This window comes from Mesorhizobium sp. M1D.F.Ca.ET.231.01.1.1, assembly GCF_003999155.2.
GTDB lineage: Bacteria > Pseudomonadota > Alphaproteobacteria > Rhizobiales > Rhizobiaceae > Mesorhizobium.
Window position 1 is genome coordinate 1 of record NZ_RZOZ02000010.1, and the last position, 19220, is coordinate 19220.

At 60.8% G+C, this 19220-nt stretch carries 17 protein-coding genes; 12 read left to right on the forward strand and 5 right to left on the reverse strand.

Features of this window, described 5'->3' with window-relative positions; genetic code table 11:
* The 6 genes from EN874_RS23645 to EN874_RS23670 all read left to right on the forward strand — a co-directional run.
* Positions 1–272: alpha/beta fold hydrolase (locus EN874_RS23645; RefSeq protein WP_135882224.1), on the forward strand; the 272-nt coding region annotated here is incomplete at its 5' end.
* A gap of 60 nt (positions 273–332) precedes the next feature.
* A complete protein-coding gene (locus tag EN874_RS23650; protein WP_127426833.1) occupies positions 333–1106 on the forward strand; it encodes an SDR family oxidoreductase in 774 nt (257 codons plus the stop codon).
* A gap of 165 nt (positions 1107–1271) precedes the next feature.
* Complete coding sequence (locus tag EN874_RS23655) at positions 1272–1565, forward strand: putative quinol monooxygenase (RefSeq protein ID WP_127426834.1); 294 nt, start codon at positions 1272–1274, stop codon at positions 1563–1565.
* A 20-nt stretch (positions 1566–1585) separates the two neighbouring features.
* Positions 1586–2470, forward strand: coding sequence for an alpha/beta fold hydrolase (locus tag EN874_RS23660; RefSeq protein WP_127426835.1), 885 nt, complete (start codon positions 1586–1588; stop codon positions 2468–2470).
* A gap of 233 nt (positions 2471–2703) precedes the next feature.
* Positions 2704–3684, forward strand: coding sequence for a Gfo/Idh/MocA family oxidoreductase (locus EN874_RS23665; RefSeq protein WP_127426836.1), 981 nt, complete (start codon positions 2704–2706; stop codon positions 3682–3684).
* Positions 3685–3833: 149 nt separating this feature from the next.
* Complete coding sequence (locus EN874_RS23670) at positions 3834–4904, forward strand: Gfo/Idh/MocA family oxidoreductase (protein ID WP_127426837.1); 1071 nt, start codon at positions 3834–3836, stop codon at positions 4902–4904.
* 204 nt (positions 4905–5108) lie between these two features.
* Here EN874_RS23670 and EN874_RS23675 read toward each other — a convergent pair whose 3' ends face one another.
* The gene (locus EN874_RS23675) at positions 5109–5651 is read right to left on the reverse strand and encodes a winged helix DNA-binding protein (protein WP_127426838.1); all 543 of its coding nucleotides are present in this window, start codon (positions 5649–5651) and stop codon (positions 5109–5111) included.
* A 96-nt stretch (positions 5652–5747) separates the two neighbouring features.
* Here EN874_RS23675 and EN874_RS23680 point away from each other — a divergent pair, with 96 nt between their 5' ends.
* Positions 5748–9401, forward strand: coding sequence for a hydantoinase B/oxoprolinase family protein (locus tag EN874_RS23680; RefSeq protein WP_127426839.1), 3654 nt, complete (start codon positions 5748–5750; stop codon positions 9399–9401).
* A 366-nt stretch (positions 9402–9767) separates the two neighbouring features.
* Here the strand turns inward: EN874_RS23680 and EN874_RS23685 are convergent, their stop codons facing one another.
* Positions 9768–10604: an SDR family NAD(P)-dependent oxidoreductase gene (locus EN874_RS23685; protein ID WP_127426840.1), complete on the reverse strand. Its 837-nt coding sequence runs from the start codon at positions 10602–10604 to the stop codon at positions 9768–9770.
* Positions 10605–10625: 21 nt separating this feature from the next.
* The gene (locus EN874_RS23690) at positions 10626–11762 is read right to left on the reverse strand and encodes a saccharopine dehydrogenase NADP-binding domain-containing protein (protein WP_245513643.1); all 1137 of its coding nucleotides are present in this window, start codon (positions 11760–11762) and stop codon (positions 10626–10628) included.
* Between the two features lie 166 nt (positions 11763–11928).
* Between EN874_RS23690 and EN874_RS23695 the strand changes: the two genes are divergently transcribed.
* The 5 genes from EN874_RS23695 to EN874_RS23715 all read left to right on the forward strand — a co-directional run bounded on the left by EN874_RS23695 (position 11929) and on the right by EN874_RS23715 (position 17294).
* On the forward strand, positions 11929–12969 hold the full coding sequence (locus tag EN874_RS23695; protein WP_245513644.1) for a 3-keto-5-aminohexanoate cleavage protein: 1041 nt from the start codon (positions 11929–11931) through the stop codon (positions 12967–12969).
* 64 nt (positions 12970–13033) lie between these two features.
* Positions 13034–13807, forward strand: a complete 774-nt coding sequence (locus EN874_RS23700) for an SDR family oxidoreductase (RefSeq protein ID WP_127426841.1) — start codon at positions 13034–13036, stop codon at positions 13805–13807.
* A 13-nt stretch (positions 13808–13820) separates the two neighbouring features.
* Positions 13821–14594 (forward strand): SDR family NAD(P)-dependent oxidoreductase, encoded by a 774-nt coding sequence (locus EN874_RS23705; protein WP_168247571.1) that lies wholly within the window; start codon positions 13821–13823, stop codon positions 14592–14594.
* A 19-nt stretch (positions 14595–14613) separates the two neighbouring features.
* Positions 14614–16134, forward strand: a complete 1521-nt coding sequence (locus EN874_RS23710; RefSeq protein ID WP_127426843.1) for a class I adenylate-forming enzyme family protein — start codon at positions 14614–14616, stop codon at positions 16132–16134.
* Positions 16135–16145: 11 nt separating this feature from the next.
* Positions 16146–17294 (forward strand): saccharopine dehydrogenase NADP-binding domain-containing protein, encoded by a 1149-nt coding sequence (locus EN874_RS23715; RefSeq protein ID WP_127426844.1) that lies wholly within the window; start codon positions 16146–16148, stop codon positions 17292–17294.
* A gap of 36 nt (positions 17295–17330) precedes the next feature.
* Here the strand turns inward: EN874_RS23715 and EN874_RS23720 are convergent, their stop codons facing one another.
* Both EN874_RS23720 and EN874_RS23725 read right to left on the reverse strand, forming a co-directional pair.
* Positions 17331–17975, reverse strand: coding sequence for a TetR/AcrR family transcriptional regulator (locus tag EN874_RS23720; protein WP_168247572.1), 645 nt, complete (start codon positions 17973–17975; stop codon positions 17331–17333).
* Positions 17976–18220: 245 nt separating this feature from the next.
* On the reverse strand, positions 18221–19192 hold the full coding sequence (locus tag EN874_RS23725; protein ID WP_168247573.1) for a branched-chain amino acid ABC transporter permease: 972 nt from the start codon (positions 19190–19192) through the stop codon (positions 18221–18223).
* Positions 19193–19220 lie beyond the last annotated feature (28 nt).

Consider the following 19220-nt stretch of genomic DNA (forward strand, 5'->3'; position numbering starts at 1 on the left):
TGGAGGGCGTGCCCGAAGCGCTGACGGCCATCGCCGACACCATCGCCGACAACAACGGACAGCGCCAGTCGATCGCCAACCAACTCGCCAATCTCAAATGCCCGGTGCTCCTGATCTGGGGCGACCAGGACCAGATCGTGCCCGTGCCCCAGGCCGCAGACCTGCCCGCCAACGCAAAGCTCACCATCATCCAGGGCACAGGCCACATGCCCCAGATGGAGGCAGCTTCTTCCGTCAATAGCCAGATCCTCAACAACATTGGACAGGGTTGAGTGGGCCGACGTCAGGAAGTCCACTCGCAAAATGTCAGCCGAAACAGGAAGGTAAACGGCGTGAGCAACTATACCAGCAAAGTGGTCGTCATTACGGGAGCCGGTTCCGGAATGGGCCGCGCCATGGTCGGAGAATTCTTGTCCAGGGGAGCCTGTGTGGCGGCGCTTGACATCAATCTCGATCGGGCTATCGAAACCGTGCAGAGGCTGGACAGCCCGCCAGCTGCCTTTCCCTATCAGGTCGACGTAAGCAATGAGCAAAGCGTTAAAGCCGCGGTAGACGCCATCATCGCGCGCTGGGACCGGGTCGACCTTCTTTGCAACAATGCCGGCATCCTCGACGGACACGCTCCAGCCCATGAGGTGAGCCTTGAAGAATGGAACCGCGTCATTGCAGTCAATCTGACCGGACCGTTCCTGATGTCGCGTGCTGTTATTCCGCAAATGCTGAGGCAGGGCAAAGGCGCCATCATAAACACATCCTCGACGTCCGGGTTCAGCGCCGCCGGGGGCGGCTCGGCCTATACTGCCTCGAAGCACGGCGTCATCGGACTGACGCGCCAGATGACCTTCGAGTATGGCGCGCGGGGCATAAGGATCAACGCCATCTGTCCGGGCGCGACCGCCACACCCCTGGCGATGCCTGAGCATACGACATCCAACTCCCCGGACATGGATCTGGCAATCAGCAAGGTTCCGGCGCGACGCTGGTGCAAGCCAGAGGAGATCGCCAGACTGGCAGCGTTCCTTGGTAGCGACGATGCCGACTATGTCCACGGAAGTGCCTATGTGATGGACGGCGGCTGGCTGACCGCGGCCAGGGATCCGTTCTGACAAAACCAGCTATTAGTTTGACTTCCGAGAATGGAAAGAGGTCGACAATTTCGTGAAAATCAACCATGTTTCCAACTCATGTAAACGATAACATTGGCATGACGTGCACGGCGGCTCCGGCCCTCGCATCGAATGCCACAAGTTCAGTATCGAAAGGGAAATTCAATGAAAGAAAAGCTTGTCGTGGTTGCGCTGGTCAACGCCAACAAAGGTAGCGAGGATCTGTTGCGGCAGGGCCTGATGACGCTCGTAGAGGCCGCCCCCAAGGAACCGGGCTTTGTTCAATACGACCTGCATGAATCACTCGAGAACCCCGGACAGTTTCTCTTCTACGAAATCTGGGAAGATGAAGACGCGCTCAATGTCCATAACAACACCGACAATATGAAGGCATTCGGCGCGAAAGCTGGCCAGTGGATCCAGTCGGTTACCCTGACCAAATACAAGCGGCTCCACTGAAGCGACGCTAGGAGGCTTAGATGGTTGCAAATGAATGGCCGGGCAGCGGAATTGCTGGCTTCACGCGGGGCTTCACAACCGTTGACGGCATCAGGATCCATCACGTGACGGGAGGTCGTCCCGACGGCGAAGTCCTGGTTCTCTTCGCCGGCTTTCCGCAGAGCTGGTACGCATGGCGAAAGATCCTGCCAGCGCTGGGTGAGCGCTACAGGATCGTCGCGCCCGATCTTCCAGGGCAGGGAGACTCTGATCGCCCCCGGGCCGGTTGCGATACCGCCGGCATTGCCAAGATTGTTCGCAAACTTCTCGATAAGCTGGATGTCGGCAGCCACTTCCTGGTCGCCCACGATATTGGCGCCTGGGTCGCTTACCCATACGCCGCCTTGCACGGGGCGAGTGTCAAAGGTCTGGCGATCCTCGACACCGGCATACCTGGCATTAGTCTGCCTGACGCGCTGCCCTGGTCTGCGGAAGTCGCCTGGCGTACCTGGCATGTCGCGTTTCACAATGTGCCGGATTTGCCGGAAGCTCTCATCGACGGCCGCGAGCACATCTACCTTCGTTGGTTCCTGGAGCGCAAAGCGGCCAATCCGCAGATTTTCTCGGACGCCGATCACGAAGAGTATTTGCGCGCCTTTTTGACCAGCGGTCTCAAAGGTGGCCTTTCCTACTACCGTGCAGTCTCAATGTCTGCCGAGCAGAATCGTGAGTTGAGCGCCAAGGGAAAACTTGAAATGCCGGTGCTTGCCGTGCGCGCCGACCAGGGATCGATGCCGGACCTGGTTGCGCAACTGCAAAAGATTGCGACCAATGTCCGCGGCACAGCCATAGAAGCTTGTGGCCACTATCTGGCGGAAGAACAACCCGAAGCGCTTGCACGGGAATTGCTTGGCTTTTTCGGCTGATGCCGGCGCGTGGGCAAAATCTTCACCCTCCCAAGACGGGTGTATCGCGGCGGCTGCGGTTGATGGAAAGCCATCACCGCAGCCGTTCAACCTTCCTGGTATTTGGCAGGCTGTTTCGGACCGGGGTGTCGGAAACAGTCGCTCTGTCCGGTTGCAGCGGTGCGACTTTCTCCAAGGCACTTTGCCCCAACGTGCCGCTAGGTTGCTTCTAATCTTTCCTTGAAAGGTGCGAGATGAGTTTAGCAGTTGGTGTGATCGGCGCGGGCGTGATGGGTTCTGAACATGCCCGCATTCTTCGCAAGGAGACGATTGGCGCCCACCTTGCGGCAGTCTGCGATGCAGACCAAGCCCGGGCTCACGCAGCTGGCGATGGTGAAGGGCTGGTGTTTACCGACCCATTGGCCCTGATCAATTCCGATCGGGTCGACGCCGTGGTCATTGCTGCGCCGGATTCCACGCACAAAGTCCTCGCACTGGCCTGCATAGAGGCAGGCAAGCCGGTGTTGTGCGAAAAGCCCCTGGCGGTGACAGCAGCGGAAGCATTTGAGGTGGTCGAGGCAGAGGTCGCCAAGGGCCGTCGGGTCGTTCAGGTCGGCTATATGCGGCGCTTTGATCCGCCATACATTGAGATGAAGCGCGTGCGGGAACGCGGTGACATCGGCACTCCCGTCATCCTGCACAATGTTCACCGAAATGCCGTGGTCCCGGAATGGTTCACCGGCGCGATGTCGGTGACCAACGCCTTCGTTCACGAAATCGATGTAAGCCGCTGGCTGTTGGGCTCCGAATTGGTGTCAGCCCAAGCTCACTTTGGAGAAAGTGGCGATCCGCTGATGATCACCATGGTGACCGATTGGGGCGAGATCGTTTCGACCGAGGTGTTCATGAACTGCCGCTACGGCTATCATGTGCACGCGCAACTCGTAGGTCGCAACGGCACAATCGAGACTGCGGTACCTGTCGCGACCCTCGCTAACGCTTCTGGAAGGCATGGCTTTGGCTACCCTGACAATTGGGTGCCCCGGTTTCGAACCGCCTATGCAAACCAGATGAATGCGTGGGTGATGGCTGCCACCAGCGGCCAGAGTTGTGGCGGAGCAAACGCCTGGGATGGCTACGTGACGACCTCGATCGCGGAGCAGGTGGTGGCGGCGCTGGAAACGCGGACGCTGACGCGACTTTCGCTTCCGCCGCGCCCTAGCTTCTACAGCTGAGCTTGCGAGCTCAATGGTGGCTTTTGGCTCTTGCCTCGCTGGGCACGCTTTCTTCTGAGCGTGACTTACTCAGCCGGTAACGGGAAAAAACGCAGACGCGATCTGTCGCCGGCTTGTGAGTTCGCCGAAAAAAAACCAGGAAGATACGCATGATTAGATACGCCGTCGTCGGAGCGGGTTGGATCGCTCAGGAAGCATTCATGCCGGCGATCGAACAAACGGGAAATTCCACCTTGGCTGCGATTGTATCGGGCAACCAGGACAAGGCGCGAAAGCTCGCTGATTTCTATCGGGTAGAGCGTGTGCTGGGGTACGACTCGTTCGACGACTTGATCGAAAGCGCTGAAATAGATGCCGTCTACATTGCGCTGCCCAATCCGCTGCATGCGACCTACGCAATTCGAGCTGCAAAGGCGCACAAGCATGTCATGGTGGAGAAACCCATTGCAACAACCGTTTCCGACGCGCAGGCAATGATCCGAGCGGCGCGCGACAACGGGGTGCTGCTTATGACCTCTTACCGTCTTCACCACGAGGCGGGCACCGTGGCCGCGCTGGACGCAGTCCGTTCCGGCAGGATTGGCGAACCGCGCCACATCTCAGCAATGTTTGGCTTTCAATCTCAGTGCGGCAATCATCGCCTGGAAGCACGTCACTGGGGCGGCCCGCTCCAGGACATCGGCATCTATTGCGTCAACGCCGCGAGACACATCTTCGCCTCGGAACCGGTCGAGGCGATCGCAATGTCCGCGAAGTCAACCAAGGATCCCCGTTTCGGCGAGATCGACGAGGCAGTCTCAGCAATCCTGCGCTTTCCGGGAGACAGGCTGGCCCAGTTTTATTGCAGCTTCGGCAGTTCGGAGATCGACACGTATCGTGTGTTGGGGACACAGGGCGATCTGACGATGGAGCCTGCTTTTCGGTTTGAGAAGGCCTATCGCTTCCGTCTGAACACGAACGGCAAAGTTGAGACGTTCTCGTATCCGCTTTCCGATCAATTTGCGGGACAGATTGCTTATTTTTCCGACTGCATTCGCAACGGCACCGAACCAGAGGCTGACGGAGATGAAGGTCTTGCCGATCTGCGCGTGCTTTTGGCCATCGAGAAAGCGGCCCAGACTGGACGGGCACAAAAGATTTCATCTCCCGCACGCCCCCGCCACCCGACGGCCGACATGGTGAGATCTGCACACACCACGACGAGACGACTGTTGGTTTAGCCAACATACGGACTCACAGTTCTCGCTCGGCTAATTCCGAGGTCTCGTGTTCCGCCCAGAAGCACTCATCGAGGTTTGTTGGCCGCAGTGGAGCTGTCGAGGCTCTGCTCCGATCACCGGCCTGGCCGGGCTCGCCTTAGGCTATCCGGACACCCCGGCGGCGCCGCATCGTATGCAGCAGAGGCCGCCCCCGAGCGTCAGCAATCACATGGAGGCAGCGCTGCGCGATGCTTGGTCGTAGTGACCAGAGAGCGCGCGCATACGGGACGCGACCGAAGACAGTGTCTCGCTTGAGACTTCCGTCGACAGCACCGACTTGACTAGCAGCTCCTCGCGGATCGCGGCGTAGCGACGGCAGGCGGCCTCGCCCTCTGGAGTTATCATCGCCAGCTTCTCCTTGCCGCGCCGGCCAGCCCTGACCAGTTTGAGCCGCTCAAGCTTCTTCAGCGCGTACGCGACGACATGCGTGTCCTCGACGTTGAGGACGAGGCAAAGGTCAGCGAGCGTCTTCGGCTTGGCGCGGTGGGCGATGTTATGAAGCACAAGTACGTCGATGGCCGAAAGATCCGGCACGCCGGCGGCCGCCATGCAGCGCACAATCCAGCGGTTGAAGGCATGGCTCAGCATGATCATGCCGAACTCTATCTCCGATAGGGCCGGCAATGCACCGCCGGCCAGATGTCCCGACGAAACGATAGGCCCAAGCCGTGCTTGGCCGATTTCCGTGGTGTCTGCGCTCTTACTCATCCGACCTGTCTCCATTTTTTTGACGATAACATATTGACGACAAGATGTCGATAATTTATCGATGTAGTGACGATGAAAAAGAGAAGGAGGCTGCCAATGCCCGCACAGTGGGATTTCTGGATCGATCGCGGCGGTACCTTCACCGATGTGATCGGGCGCCATCCAAACGGTCAGCTCACTGCGCGCAAGTTGTTGTCGGAGAATCCCGACGCCTACCGCGACGCAGCAGTGGCGGGCATCCGCTCGCTGCTCGGCCTGAATGCCGGCGAGCCTATTCCGGCCGGATTGATCGGCGACGTGCGCATGGGCACCACCGTTGCCACCAACGCGCTGCTGGAGCGTAAGGGCGAGCGCTGCGCGCTTGTGACGACGCGCGGCTTCCGCGACGCGCTCGCCATCGGCTATCAGGCGCGCAGCGAGATTTTTGCCAAGCATGTCGTCAAGCCGGACCTGCTCTACGATCGAGTGGTTGAGGTCGACGAGCGGGTGCTGACGGACGGGACGGTCGAGGTGCCGTTGTCCGAAAGTGCGCTTCGTGCTGCGTTGTCCAGCCTGGCCGAAGCCGGCTATCACGCCTTGGCCATCGTGTTCATGCATGCTTACCGGCATCCCGCACACGAACAGATGGCGGCGCGCGTGGCTCGCGACATGGGATTCGGCCAGGTCTCCGCCAGCCATGAGGTCTCGCCGCTGGTGAAGCTCGTCGGCCGCGGCGACACCGCTGTGGTCGATGCCTATTTGTCGCCGATCCTGGGGCGCTACGTTTCGCAGGTGGCCGAGGAACTCGATGTCGCGCGCACCGGCGCCCGGCTGATGTTCATGATGTCGTCCGGCGGTCTGACGGCGGCAAACCTGTTCCAGGGCAAGGACGCTATCCTGTCCGGCCCGGCCGGTGGCGTCGTGGCTCTGGCGCAGACCGGTGCCGAGGCCGGCTTCTCGCGTGTCATCGGCTTCGACATGGGTGGTACGTCGACCGACGTTGCCCATTACGATGGCGAATACGAGCGCGCTTTCGAGACGGAGGTAGCCGGCGTGCGGATGCGCGCGCCGATGATGCTCATCCATACGGTCGCTGCCGGCGGCGGCTCCATCCTGCATTTCGACGGCGCGCGATTTCGCGTCGGTCCTGATTCGGCTGGCGCCAACCCCGGCCCCAAATGCTACCGCCGCGGCGGGCCGCTGGCTGTCACCGACGCCAATGTCATGACCGGCAAGCTGGTGCCCGAACTGTTCCCGACGATCTTCGGCCCTGCTCAGGACGAGCCGCTGGACTATGAAGCCGTGCGTCTCGCCTTCCAGGAACTGGCAGCCCAGGCGGGCGATGGCCGTTCGGCGGAAGCGGTCGCCGACGGCTTCCTCAAGATCGCCGTCGCCAACATGGCAGAAGCAGTGAAGAAGATCTCCATCGCCCGCGGCTATGACGTGACGCGCTATGTGCTGAACGCCTTCGGCGGCGCCAGCGGCCAGCACGCCTGCCTGGTGGCCGACGCGCTAGGAATGACCAGGGTCTTGGTGCATCCGTTCTCGGGGCTGCTCTCGGCTTACGGCATGGGTCTCGCCGACATCCGCGCCATCCGGCAGATGTCGGTCGAGAGGAAGCTTGGCGAAGCGACCGGAGCGATCATCGAAGCGGCGGCGCCGCCATGCGTGGAAACCGGCGCCGAGGTGATCGCGCAAGGGGTTGCTGAAGCGAATGTCACGGTACATGTCCGGGCCCATGTCCGCTACGCCGGCACTGATACTACGATCGAGGTTCCGGCGCTGACAGTGGCTGCCGGCGTCCGGCCGGATGATGCGGACCTCGATCCTCGCGCCATGGCTGAAGCCTTTGAAGCGGCGCACAAAGCCCGCTTCGGCTTCATCGATCGCAACAAGGAGATGGTGGTCGAAGCGATCTCGGTTGAAGCGATCGGCGGTGGCCGCAAACGCGCCGCCGCCACGCTGCCGCCGGCGACGGGCGCGCTGCCGGATCCGGCGCGGCGAACCCGCTTCTTCTCAGGCGGCGCGTGGTACGATGCGGTCGTCTATCTGCGCGAACAGCTGCAAGCCGGGCATCAGGTCCACGGCCCAGCGCTGATCATCGAACCCAACCAGACGGTGGTGATCGAGCCCGGCTGGGCCGCCACCGTGACGCCGCTCGACCATCTGGTGCTGGAACGGGTGGTGGCACTGCCTAGGCGCGTTGCCGTTGGCACCGATGCCGACCCGGTCATGCTGGAGATCTTCAACAATCTGTTCATGTCCATCGCCGAGCAGATGGGTCTGACGCTGCAGAACACCGCCTATTCGGTCAACATCAAGGAGCGGCTCGACTTCTCCTGCGCCGTCTTCGACCGCGATGGCGCGCTTGTCGCCAATGCGCCGCATATGCCGGTGCATCTGGGATCGATGGACCGTTCGGTGGAGTCGGTGATCCGCAACAACCCGGTTATCCATCCGGGCGACGTCTTTGTCATCAACGCGCCCTACAATGGCGGCACCCATCTCCCGGACATAACCGTCTGCACCCCTGTTTTCGACGAGGATGGAAAGTCGGTGCTGTTCTGGGTCGCCTCGCGCGGCCACCACGCCGATATCGGCGGCACGGCGCCCGGATCGATGTCGCCAAATGCGCGCACCATCGAGGAGGAGGGCGTCTACATCGACAATTTCAAACTGGTCGACCAAGGCCGCTTCCGCGAGGCGGAGATGGTCGAGCTCCTGACGACGGCGCGCTATCCGGTGCGCAACGTGTTCCAGAATGTCGCTGACCTGAAGGCGCAGATCGCCGCCAACGAGCGCGGCGTGGCGGAACTGAAGAAGATGATCGCGCAATTCGGCCTCGCTGTCGTCGAGGCCTATATGGGCCATGTTCAGGACAACGCTGCCGAAAGCGTGCGGCGAGTGATCGACCGCCTGTCCGACTCGGAATTCCGCTATCCCATGGACCAGGGCTGCGAGATCAGGGTCAGGATCAGTGTTGACCGGGCGAGCCGCGAGGCGATCGTCGATTTCACCGGTACCTCGCCGCAGCGCGACGACAATTTCAATGCGCCCGAGCCTGTGACGCGGGCCGCCGTGCTCTACGTCTTCCGAGTCATGGTCGAGGACATGATCCCGATGAACGCCGGTTGCCTCAGGCCCATACGCATCCTCGTGCCGGATGGCACGATGCTGTCGCCGCGCCGACCGGCGGCGGTCGTGGCTGGCAATGTCGAGGTCAGCCAGGCAGTGACCAACTGCCTGTTCGGCGCGCTGGGCGCGCTGGCCGCCGCGCAAGGCACGATGAACAACCTCACCTTCGGCAACGACCGTTACCAGTATTACGAAACCATCTGCTCCGGTGCTCCGGCAGGCGAGGGGTTCGACGGTGCGCCGGCGGTGCACACGCACATGACCAATTCGCGGCTGACCGATCCGGAAATCCTCGAGCTACGCTTTCCGGTGGTGCTGGAGGATTTCCACATCCGCGAGGGATCGGGCGGCCGTGGCCGCTGGCGCGCCGGCGACGGCACCAGCCGGACCATCCGATTCCGCGAGAAGATGAACTGCGCTATCCTTTCGGGCCATCGCAAGGTGGCGCCGTTCGGCCTCAAGGGCGGCAATGCCGGCGAGAAGGGCCGCAACCTGGTCCGCAGGCTTAACGGCAGCATTGAGGAACTGGCAGGATGCGCTGAAACAATCCTGGCGGCCGGCGAGGCGATCACCATCGTCACGCCGACGGGCGGCGGTTTCGGCGAAGCTCCGCCGTCACGCGCAAAGACCCAGTGAGCGGGCAGCCAAGCTGGTGAAAGTTCCTTGGCGCTGCCCGGCTGCAATTGACGGCTGCAACGGTGGCGCGGTTCGGTACGCGAGGCGACAAAGCCGGTGGACTTCCGCGAGGGCGGGGAGGGGCTGACTGCATTGGTGTGCGGACGGTTGCCGTCCGTCCAAGGGCAAGATCGACGATCTGCTGGCTTGGCTCTACGTCAACGAGCCCGAGCTAAGGCCGTATCTCAGAACTGCCGTTACGATACGGAAATCCGCTTAACGCCGACGCTCGACGACATGAACCTATGCGACGGGTCCGCCGAGGCAGGTATTCAATTTCAGCCGTGCGGCCGATGGCCCCCGCGCACACTTGTGGCGCGAACCATATCAGGTCCGGGGAGCGTTTCGCGGTTGGAAGTCCCAACTGGGTTCGTAAGGCACGCGTCGATCTTGTCTTACCCATTGCGGCTGGCCGTAGACAGAGGCTCCGCCATCAACCAACAATGAAGCACCGGTTATGAACCCTGCAGCTTCACTTGCGAGGAAATAAACAGCCTCCGCGACATCTTCGGTCTGACCGATGCGACCGAGCGGCGTGTCTGCCAAGACCGCCTCCAGTCGACCAGGTTCGGCAAGGGTTTCGCGGGTCATGGCCGTGTCCACTATTCCGGGAAGGACGGCATTGGCGCGGATACGGTAGACGCCGAGTTCGGCCGCCATGGTGCGGATAAGCATCAAAAGCGCTGCCTTGGTCGCGTTGTAAGCTCCGGTCTGGTCTGTATGGTAAAGCGCCAGGCAGGACGAGATGACAACGATGCTGCCGCCCGCGCGTTGCTCCGCCATTATTCGGGCCACGGACTGGCAGGTGTGAAAGGTCCCATTCAAGTTCACATCCACATGCCGATCCCAGATCTTTTCCGGCATGTCCAAGAAGCTCGCGAGGCGAGCATAACCGGCATTCGCGACCAGCGTCCCGATTGGACCGAGATCAGATCGAGCCCGCGCAACGGCTACGTCGATCGCGCCTCGATCGCATTGGTCCGCTGCGTAGACGCCAACCTCACTCGCTCCCAGTGTCTTGAGTTCGTCGGCAAGGGCGCCGAGTGCGTCATCGGTGCGGTCGAGCAATGCGATTGCACGGCGATCCGCCGCAAAACGTCTGGCAAGAGCCCGACCCATGTCGCCTGCGGCACCTGTCACGATCACAGCCGGGGTAGAGGTCATTTTCAATCTCCTGGAGACCGGTCAGAAACGGGTCACAACGATGCCATCTGCAAACGCGCCTTCGGCAACCGAGAGGGCCCTGAAATGCTTGAGCCCTCGTTCGAATGGAATGGCCTCGACGCCGTTTGCGCCAGGCGGCACGTTGCCTTCCAGCAGTGCAAGCGCGGCCGCGGCCATGCCTATCCCGGTTCCGCGGCTCATCTCGCTCTCATCAGTGATGGTGTGCATCACGACCGGCCGGTCGCCTTGGAGGCCGATTACGTTGATTTGTGTAAAGGCGGGGCGCTCTCGCGGTGGGCTGGCATTGTGCCGAGCCCATAGGAGCTTCCAAAGCACTTCTACGGGCTGGATCGTCTGATCTCCGACAGTGACGGTGAGGTCGTCATGGCCAAAGCCAATGCGACCAAGTGTCGAGAATGCTTGGTTGGCCCATCCTGGATACAGGGAACCCTTGCACTGCACCAGCTTGAGGTCAGGTCTATGGCGCGCGAGCGTCAACGGTTCGGGGTGGGCGGTATCGTAGGCTTCGATCCTCCCGAAAGGAGGGGGGACATCGAACGACATGGCCGTCTGGGGCTGAAATCCCTTCGAGTACTCCATCCGGCCGCCTCGCCAAATCGGGCAGGGCGCCACCGTCATGTGAAGCATGTGACGAAGCACGGCGAGGCCCCCGGGGTCGCGCTCTCGCGTGATCCATACGATCTGGATACCGTTCACGTTGCTGTTCGACTGGAGGATGTCGCATGCCAGCCAATTGGAGATGCCCGGCGAATTGCCCCCGCCGGTGATCACCGGCACCTTGCGCTCGCAAGCCGCTTGGTGGAGATCGAGGATTGTCTGCGTACCTTCAGCATCGTCACAGACATCGACATACGGAGCGCCGGCAGAAATTGCCGCGCGGGCAACAGCGTCGGAGCCCAGGAAGAATGGACCGGCGAAATTCAGGACCAAGTCCACGCCCGCCGCATCGACACCATTTCGCGAAATATCGCGCAATTCTCCTTCAACCCGGCTCGGGTCCATGCTGATGGCGAGCGCCAGGTTTTCGGGTGATCGATCGACAACCTTGAAGCGGGCGTCAGGAAGCTGGCGCGCAAGCATGCAAAGCGCGCTGCGGCCCATGTGGCCCGCTCCAACAAGCAAGATCAATTTGCCCATACGATTCCTCAATAATGAACGTTAATTCATAATTTTGTCCTCGCTTTTCGTCAAGCTAGGCGCGTCTGAATTGTAGGCGATCTGCTGCCACAGAGCTTGTATCAAGCGGCCGGGAGCCCCCTCCGGGCTGCTTGACAGGTCATTTCGCTCGCATTAACGTTCGTTCATGTATCAGAAAGAAGAGGCTATCGCGATGGCTCGGAAGCCAAACACCGTCAACTGGGAGCGGGTAAACCAATGGGTTGCACGTGAGGGCGTGCAGGCGAACTGGCAAGTCTATGGCGCGCCGGCGATCATGGCGGTCAACAAGACAGCTTTTTCGGATGCCGAGCCGATGCCGCGCTGGGCCGAGCCCGAGAAGCTGATCCTGTCGGTGGCTATCAACGGTGCCTTCTTCCGCAAGGACGAAAACCCCAATCAGCCGATCTCGTCGGACGAGATCATCCGCTCGGCACAGGAGTGCATCGACGCTGGCGCGCAGATCATCCACATCCATGCCCGCGATGAACGCGGCTACAACGTGCTGGACACGGGCCTCTTCAAGGAGACGCTGACTCATCTTCGGCGTCAGAACAACCACATAGCACTCGATGCCTGCCTCGTTGCGGTCAACGATGAAGAAGAAAAGATGATGAGCGAAATGATGTCACTGGGGGTGATGGAGGGCGTACCGGTAAACGCCACCTCGATCGTTCTCGGTGACAATCGCTTTGTGAAGTCGCCGGCGGCCATGATCGAGAAGACGCGACGCGCGCTTGCCCAGGGCCTGACGCCGCAGATCGCGGTCTATTCGGACGCTGACATCGACAACGCCCGCCGCTATCTGATCGACAGCGGACTGATTCAGGGTCCCCTGAACTGGCTTGTCCTGCCCGGCCTACCCGGTTGCAGCCCTACCTACAGCCCTGAAACCATGATTGACGGCTTCATGCGACTGGTCCGGCTCATTCGCCATATCGATCCTGAATCGGTTATCGTCGCCTGCACCGGCGGACGCTCGAGCAGCTATCTTGCGACGCTTGCGATCCTTATGGGCGTGCACGTTCGTGTCGGTATGGAAGACACTGTATGGAAATGGCCGCACCGTGACGACAAGATCCAGAGCAACGTGGAAGTGTTCCGTCAAGTCAGCGGCATTGCCTCGGCTCTGGGACGCGACCTGATGGGGGCTGATGAGTACCGTAAGCTGATGACGCTGGCCTCATAGTTCAAGAGGATCAAGGCGAAGTGGATCCGATGGACGAGCTTACAAGCCAGGAGAAACGGGCGCCATGCCATTGAATGCCGTCGTGACCGGTGGGTCGAAGGGGATCGGTTTTGGCATTGCGGCTTGCCTTTTGGCGCGAGGCTATGCCGTCACGATAGCAGGCCGCAACGAGATGGAGCTTGCGGCCGCCGTTTCGAACCTCAATTCACTCGGGCCGGTCGAGGCAGTCGCCGCAGACGTGACCAACGAGGATGACGTCGAGCGCCTCATGTCGCGCTTCGACGATCCTTCTCGACCGCTGTCATTGCTGGTCAACAATGCCGGTGTGTCCGACTACAAGACGCTCTTGAAGATGGATCTGGCGCGTTGGCGTTCGGTCCTCGACATCAATTTGACCGGTGTTTTCCTCAGCCTGCAAAGGGGCGCGCGGCGCATGCGGGCCTCAGGCGGCGGGGCCATCGTCAACGTAGCTTCCATCGATGCTGCCGGGACTGACGGGCGGCAGTCCGCTTACGGCGCAGCAAAAGCCGGCGTTGTCAACTTGACCAAGACCGCGGCGGTCGAGCTTGCGCCCTATGGGATCCGCGTCAATTCTGTGAGCCCCGGGTGGACACTGACCGCCATGATTAAGGATCATGTCAGCGAGGCCGCCCTCAGGCACATGACCGAGAGCTTCTCGCGCGTTCCGCTTGGCCGGCTGGTCGAGGTCGACGAGATTGCGCGCACTGTTGCATTTCTTGGCAGCGATGAGGCGAGCGGGATAACCGGTATCGATGTGCCGGTCGATTGCGGCACTCTCGCTAACCTCTATATCGCTGAAACCCTCCCCAAGGAATGATGCGGTCCGACCGATGACTAAGCCCGAGATTGCGTTGGTCAGTGGTGCCGGCTCAGGTATAGGGCGAGCCGTCTCGCTCGTCCTCGCCGCTCGCGGCGCGCATGTCGGTGTCCTCGATCTCTCGCGCGAAAGCGCTCAGGAAACCGTCGGATTGGTCGTGGAGGCGGGCGGAAAAGCTACCCCGCTTGCGGCCGATGTGAGCAGCCTGGAAAGCCTCGCGAGCGCAATAGATTCCTTCGCGGAAGCGAGCGAGGGGCTCGACACTGTGATTGCGGCTGCAGGCGTCGCACGCGGCGGACTCATCCAGCGTATGTCGGAAGCCGCCTGGGATCACGTCATCGGCGTCAATCTCAAGGGAACGTTCCTGCTGGCGCGGCAGACCCTGCCCCTTTTGCAGCGTCGCGGCGGCGGGTCATTCGTTGCTGTCGGCTCGGACGCGGGCGTTTTGGGATCTGTCGCTTACGGCGCGTACTGCGCCTCCAAGCATGGCGTGATCGGGCTCGTCAAAGCGATGGCCTTGGATCATGGGCGCGAAGGTATTCGCAGTAATGTGGTGTGTCCCGGTTTCGTGGACACACCGATGGCGACGCGCATCTTTTCAAAAGCTCCTCCTGGCACCCGCGAGGCCTTCGAAAATGCTGTTCCAATGGGCCGGTTTGGCGAACCGCAAGAGATCGCGGCGGTCATAGCCCACCTATCCTCTCGCGAGGCCGCCTACACCAATGGCTGCGTGTATCTGGTCGACGGCGGCAGCAGCGCCGGTCATCTGATCGGTCAGGACCGATGACGTAATTCGGAATGAAATTGTGAGCCAGCAGATTTATCCAACTATCGTCCATGCCTTGATGGGGCGCGCCCTGCTCGGGCCTCAAACCACGGCGCTCACAGACGCAGACGAGGAACTTGACTACGCTCGCCTTCAGGCCGAAGTGGACGCTGCGGCCGCGCGCCTGGTGACACTTGGGGTGGCGCGCCAGGAACGCGTCATCGTTGTCGGCGACAATACATGGCAATGGGTCGTCGCCTATCTCGCGATCCTTCGTGTCGGTGCAATTTCGGTTCCTATGAACAACCGGTTGGCCCCCGCGCAGGTAAGTGACCTGGTCACGTTGCTGGATGCGCGGATTGCACTGGCTGACGATTCGCATACCCACATGTTCAGCGATTGCGTCGGGCTGCAGGTATACTCGATCAATGGTACTTTCGCTGCCCCGTTTTCTTCCGTTGACAAAACTTCCGTCCTTCCCGACATGCCGCGCCCGGCAGAGAACGCTGTCATAAGCTTCACGTCAGGAACCACCGGCACGCCGAAAGGCGCCGTGATCAGCCATGATGCGTTGCGCAAGGCCTCCCAGGTCTATGTCAACCTCATCGGGGCAGGCGAGCAGTCCTCAACGCTGATTGTGGCCCCGCTTTTCCACAACACAGGTTTCGTCGACCAACTGGGCACGATGCTGCTTTGCGGAGGGCGCGCGGACCTTTTGCTGCGGTATCGCACACAAGAAGCGATTGCAGCCTGCCGTCGCAGGCCAACGACATTTGTGACCGCGGTGCCGAGCGTGCTTCGGATGATGATGACGGCGGAGGGAGCCGACGCTGTCTATGGTCCAGCCAAGGACGTGCTGTTTGGCGGCTCTCCAATGCCTGCCCCCTGGTCGCTGGAGATGCATAAGCGTTGGCCAGGCCTACGGCTTTGGCACGGCTATGGACTTACCGAATTCACCTCTTGCTGCACGGTACTGCCGGCTCAATTGATCCTGACATACGGCGATTCTATCGGATATCCGGCCGAAGGTGTGGAACTGCGCCTTGTCGGAGAGGACGGCGAGGATGTTCCCGATAACACCGTCGGCGAGATCTGGGTCGCCGGAGACACGCGCATGCGCGAATATTGGCGGCGACCGGACGTCACGGCCGAGAAGCTTAACGGGCGCTGGTTGCGCACTGGCGATCTGGCGGAAAGACGGGACAAGGGTCTGATCTATCATGTCGGGCGTCGCGATGACGTCATCAATCGCGGTGGCGAAAAGATCCTTCCCTCGTTCATCGAAGCTGTTATGGCAGAGATCCCCTCTATTGCCCAGGCCGTGGTGTTTCCGGTCCCGCATCCGGTTCTTCAAAACAGTGTGCTGGCGGCCGCTGAGCCGCGCCCAAGTATGGCGGTCGACGTTGCGGATGTCCGTGAGTTTCTGCGCCATCGGTTGCCGGGCTACGCCGTGCCGGAAGACATCATCGTGAGCACCGATCTGCCGCGTACGGCGTCGGGCAAGCTCGACCGCCGCGCGATCCGCGCCGGCTACCTGGAAACGCACAGGAAACCCAAATAGGAGGCCACGAGATGGCAAGGAAGTGGAAGGCCGTTGTCATAGGCGCGGGCGGCTCACAGGCACAAGCCATGCTGCGAGCCCTCGCGCGCGGTGGGGCAACGCAGGGCTGGCTGGCGGTCGACCGTGCCTGGCGCCCTGAAGCCGGGCAAGCTGCTCAGTCAATGGGGTTCGTCACCCAACAGATGGATGCCCTCGCCGACGTCGGCCAGCTTGACGAATTGCTCTCGCAGACCGAGCTCGTCGTTAACATGGCAGGTCCCTACTACAGGACAGGCACGGCTATCCTTGACCGAGCGATCGCCAACAATACAAACTACCTCGACATCTCGGACGACGCCGACGTCACGATCCCGATGCTCACCCGAAATGCAGCAGCTGAGGCGGCCGGCATTTCCGCGCTGATCGGTATGGGATCTTCCCCAGGCACAACGAACATCCTCATCAGGGCCGCGGTCGACAAGCTGGGGCCGGTGGATGACGTTGACATATATTGGACAGTCGATTTGGCTGACATGACGAATGCGGCGGTAAGGCATTTCTGGCATTGCTTCAATCTCGTGGATCCCGACGGCAGCACGCACGATGTCGCGGGCTGGGACCAGCTTGAATTCCGCGACATTGATTTTCCCGATCCCGTCGGCCGTCAGCGGCTCGTGCGACTGGCACACCCCGAACCCATAACGGTACCAAAGTACTTGGCCGTAAAACGGGCTTCCAATTTCGGAGGCCTGAATCCCGAAGAGGCTTTGATCACGGGCTGGTGCTTGGCGCATATCGCCGATGAGCGCAGGACCAAGGGCAAGTTGACTGACACTGCGGTTGATCTGTTCTTGCATTATCGTGATCAGCGGGCAGGCGCCCCGCGCATTGGCAGTGGCCTGGTCATCGATGTCCACACAAACGGCAACGGATTGCGTTTTGCCTCCGGAAGTGACGGGGGAATGGACGATTCGACAGGCATCCCCGCAGCCGTTGGCGCGATCCTGCTGATGCAAGGCCTGATCGAACGAAAGGGCGTGTTCCCGCCCGAAGTCGTCTCGCCCAAGGACTTTTTCTCGGTGCTGCGAGATGTAAGCGTCGGCGGCGGCGGCCTGACCCTGTCATCCCTAGTGAAGGGGCGTGCTGGCGACAGAATGCGGATTAGAGACCTGCTCGCTTGAAAGCTCTCGAAGCTTGGCCCGAAGATCGTTTTAAAGCTATTCGGCCTCGAGCATGCTGCGTGCCAGTTTGGAAAAGTGCGCCGCAATCTTCTGTTTCGGGTATCGACCATTGGGACGGTACCATGAAAGCACCTTGTCGCACATGGATCCGATCGCGAGCGCGACCAAGCGGACATCCTTAGGCTCGCGACCGGCATCGCGCACGACCTGGGTGCAGATGTCTGTCATTGTGTCGAGGTATTTGCGCAGCATTGACCTGATCGCCTCGCGCTGCTCGTGACTGAGGCGGTCCATTGCAGACGATTCGATCAGTCGGTCGTTGGCCTTCGCGGTGCGGGCATGATCGATCTGGTAGATGACATGTCGCGACACTATGTTCTCGAGACGCTCGAGGCCTGACAAATTGGGATCGTCGCGCTTGGTGACCGCAGTGTGGAAGTCTCCAAGGGTGACGGTGATCGCCTCGATAAAAATCTCTTCTTTTGAGCGGAAATGATTGTACAGCGCCGGTGCCTTGATGCCGACTTCTGTGGCGAGATCGCGCATAGAGGTCTCATTGAAGCCGTTGGCACCGAACAGTTCGACTGCGGCTTCAATCAGCCTGTCGCGAGTGGTCGAGCGCGGAATCCCGCGCGTGGCCTGGTTGGATTTCAGCTCAATGGTCGCTTCAGTGTCGGCCATTGGCCTTCCTCTTTCACCTTCGCTCTGCGTCATGCTCGATCGATGTCGTCAACGCTCGTCATCATATACGGCAAACCACTCTGTTTTGCCAAAAATTGTTTGTATGCCAAGGGTTTCGGGTCAACTTGCCGGCCAAGCTGACTGCCCTGGCAAAACGCGCAGGGCAGCCGACATGCCCTGATATGCAGGCCAGATGTACCGCAGCAGGCGGAACGTTTCGCAACCCAAGGGCAGCAGCAAGGTGCTCAACGTTTAGGCCAGATCGACCCAAATGTAAGTTCGCGACCACCCATGATTCCGGCGGGCCGAAACATCATGACCATGATCATCACCAAGCCGAGACCTACTTCCTGCAGTCCGGCAGGAAGACTCAATATGGTTCCGCCGACCGGGATTCCGGCCTCGAAGCGCCTCAATATTTCGGTCACCGCAGTAAGGGCAACAACGCCGATGACCGCACCCGATAGGCTTCCTGAACCGCCAACGATCAGCATCGCCAATGTCAGGAAGGTAAGTGGCAAGTAAAAGGCATCGACTGTCACGATACCGAGGAAGCCGGCATGCATCGCGCCGCCAACGCCGACGATCAGGCCGCTGAGGCTGAATGCGACTGTTCGAACGAACCAGACGTTGACGCCAGACCCCTTGGCCGCGGTTTGATCGTCGCGCGCCGCCCGAAGCATGAATCCGTATCGAGACTCCTGATGAAACCAGGCAATCAATATGGCCAACGCCGCCAGGCCGGTGCCGACTGCCGGACCGACAAATACGGGCAAGTTCGCCAGAAGCGCTGTCCCGCCTGTAACACCACTCCAGTTCATGTAGAACGCATATTGCCCAGCAAGGAACGCGAAGGTGGCGATGGAAGCTGCGGTTCCCGACAACCTCATCAAAATGGCCCCAACCACAATCGCCACGATGCCAGCCAGCGCGGCTGCGCCAAGCAGACCGATCGGCGAGGGCAATGCTATGTGCTGCAGGAAGATCGGCAGACCCCGCAGGTTCATGGGCTTTAACATCGGCAACGTGCAGCAGCTCAACCACACGAAGGCGTAGGCGCCGATCGACATGAAGCTGATGTGGCCGAACGACAGGATTCCCGAGTTGCCGACGAAGACATAGAGACCGACAACAAGGACCACGCGGATCATCATCTCAGTCACCGTCTGTGCCGAACCGCCAAGGTGGCTGCTGACCAACGCGATCAGTCCCAGCATAATTACAAGCACTATCGGCGTCTGCGCT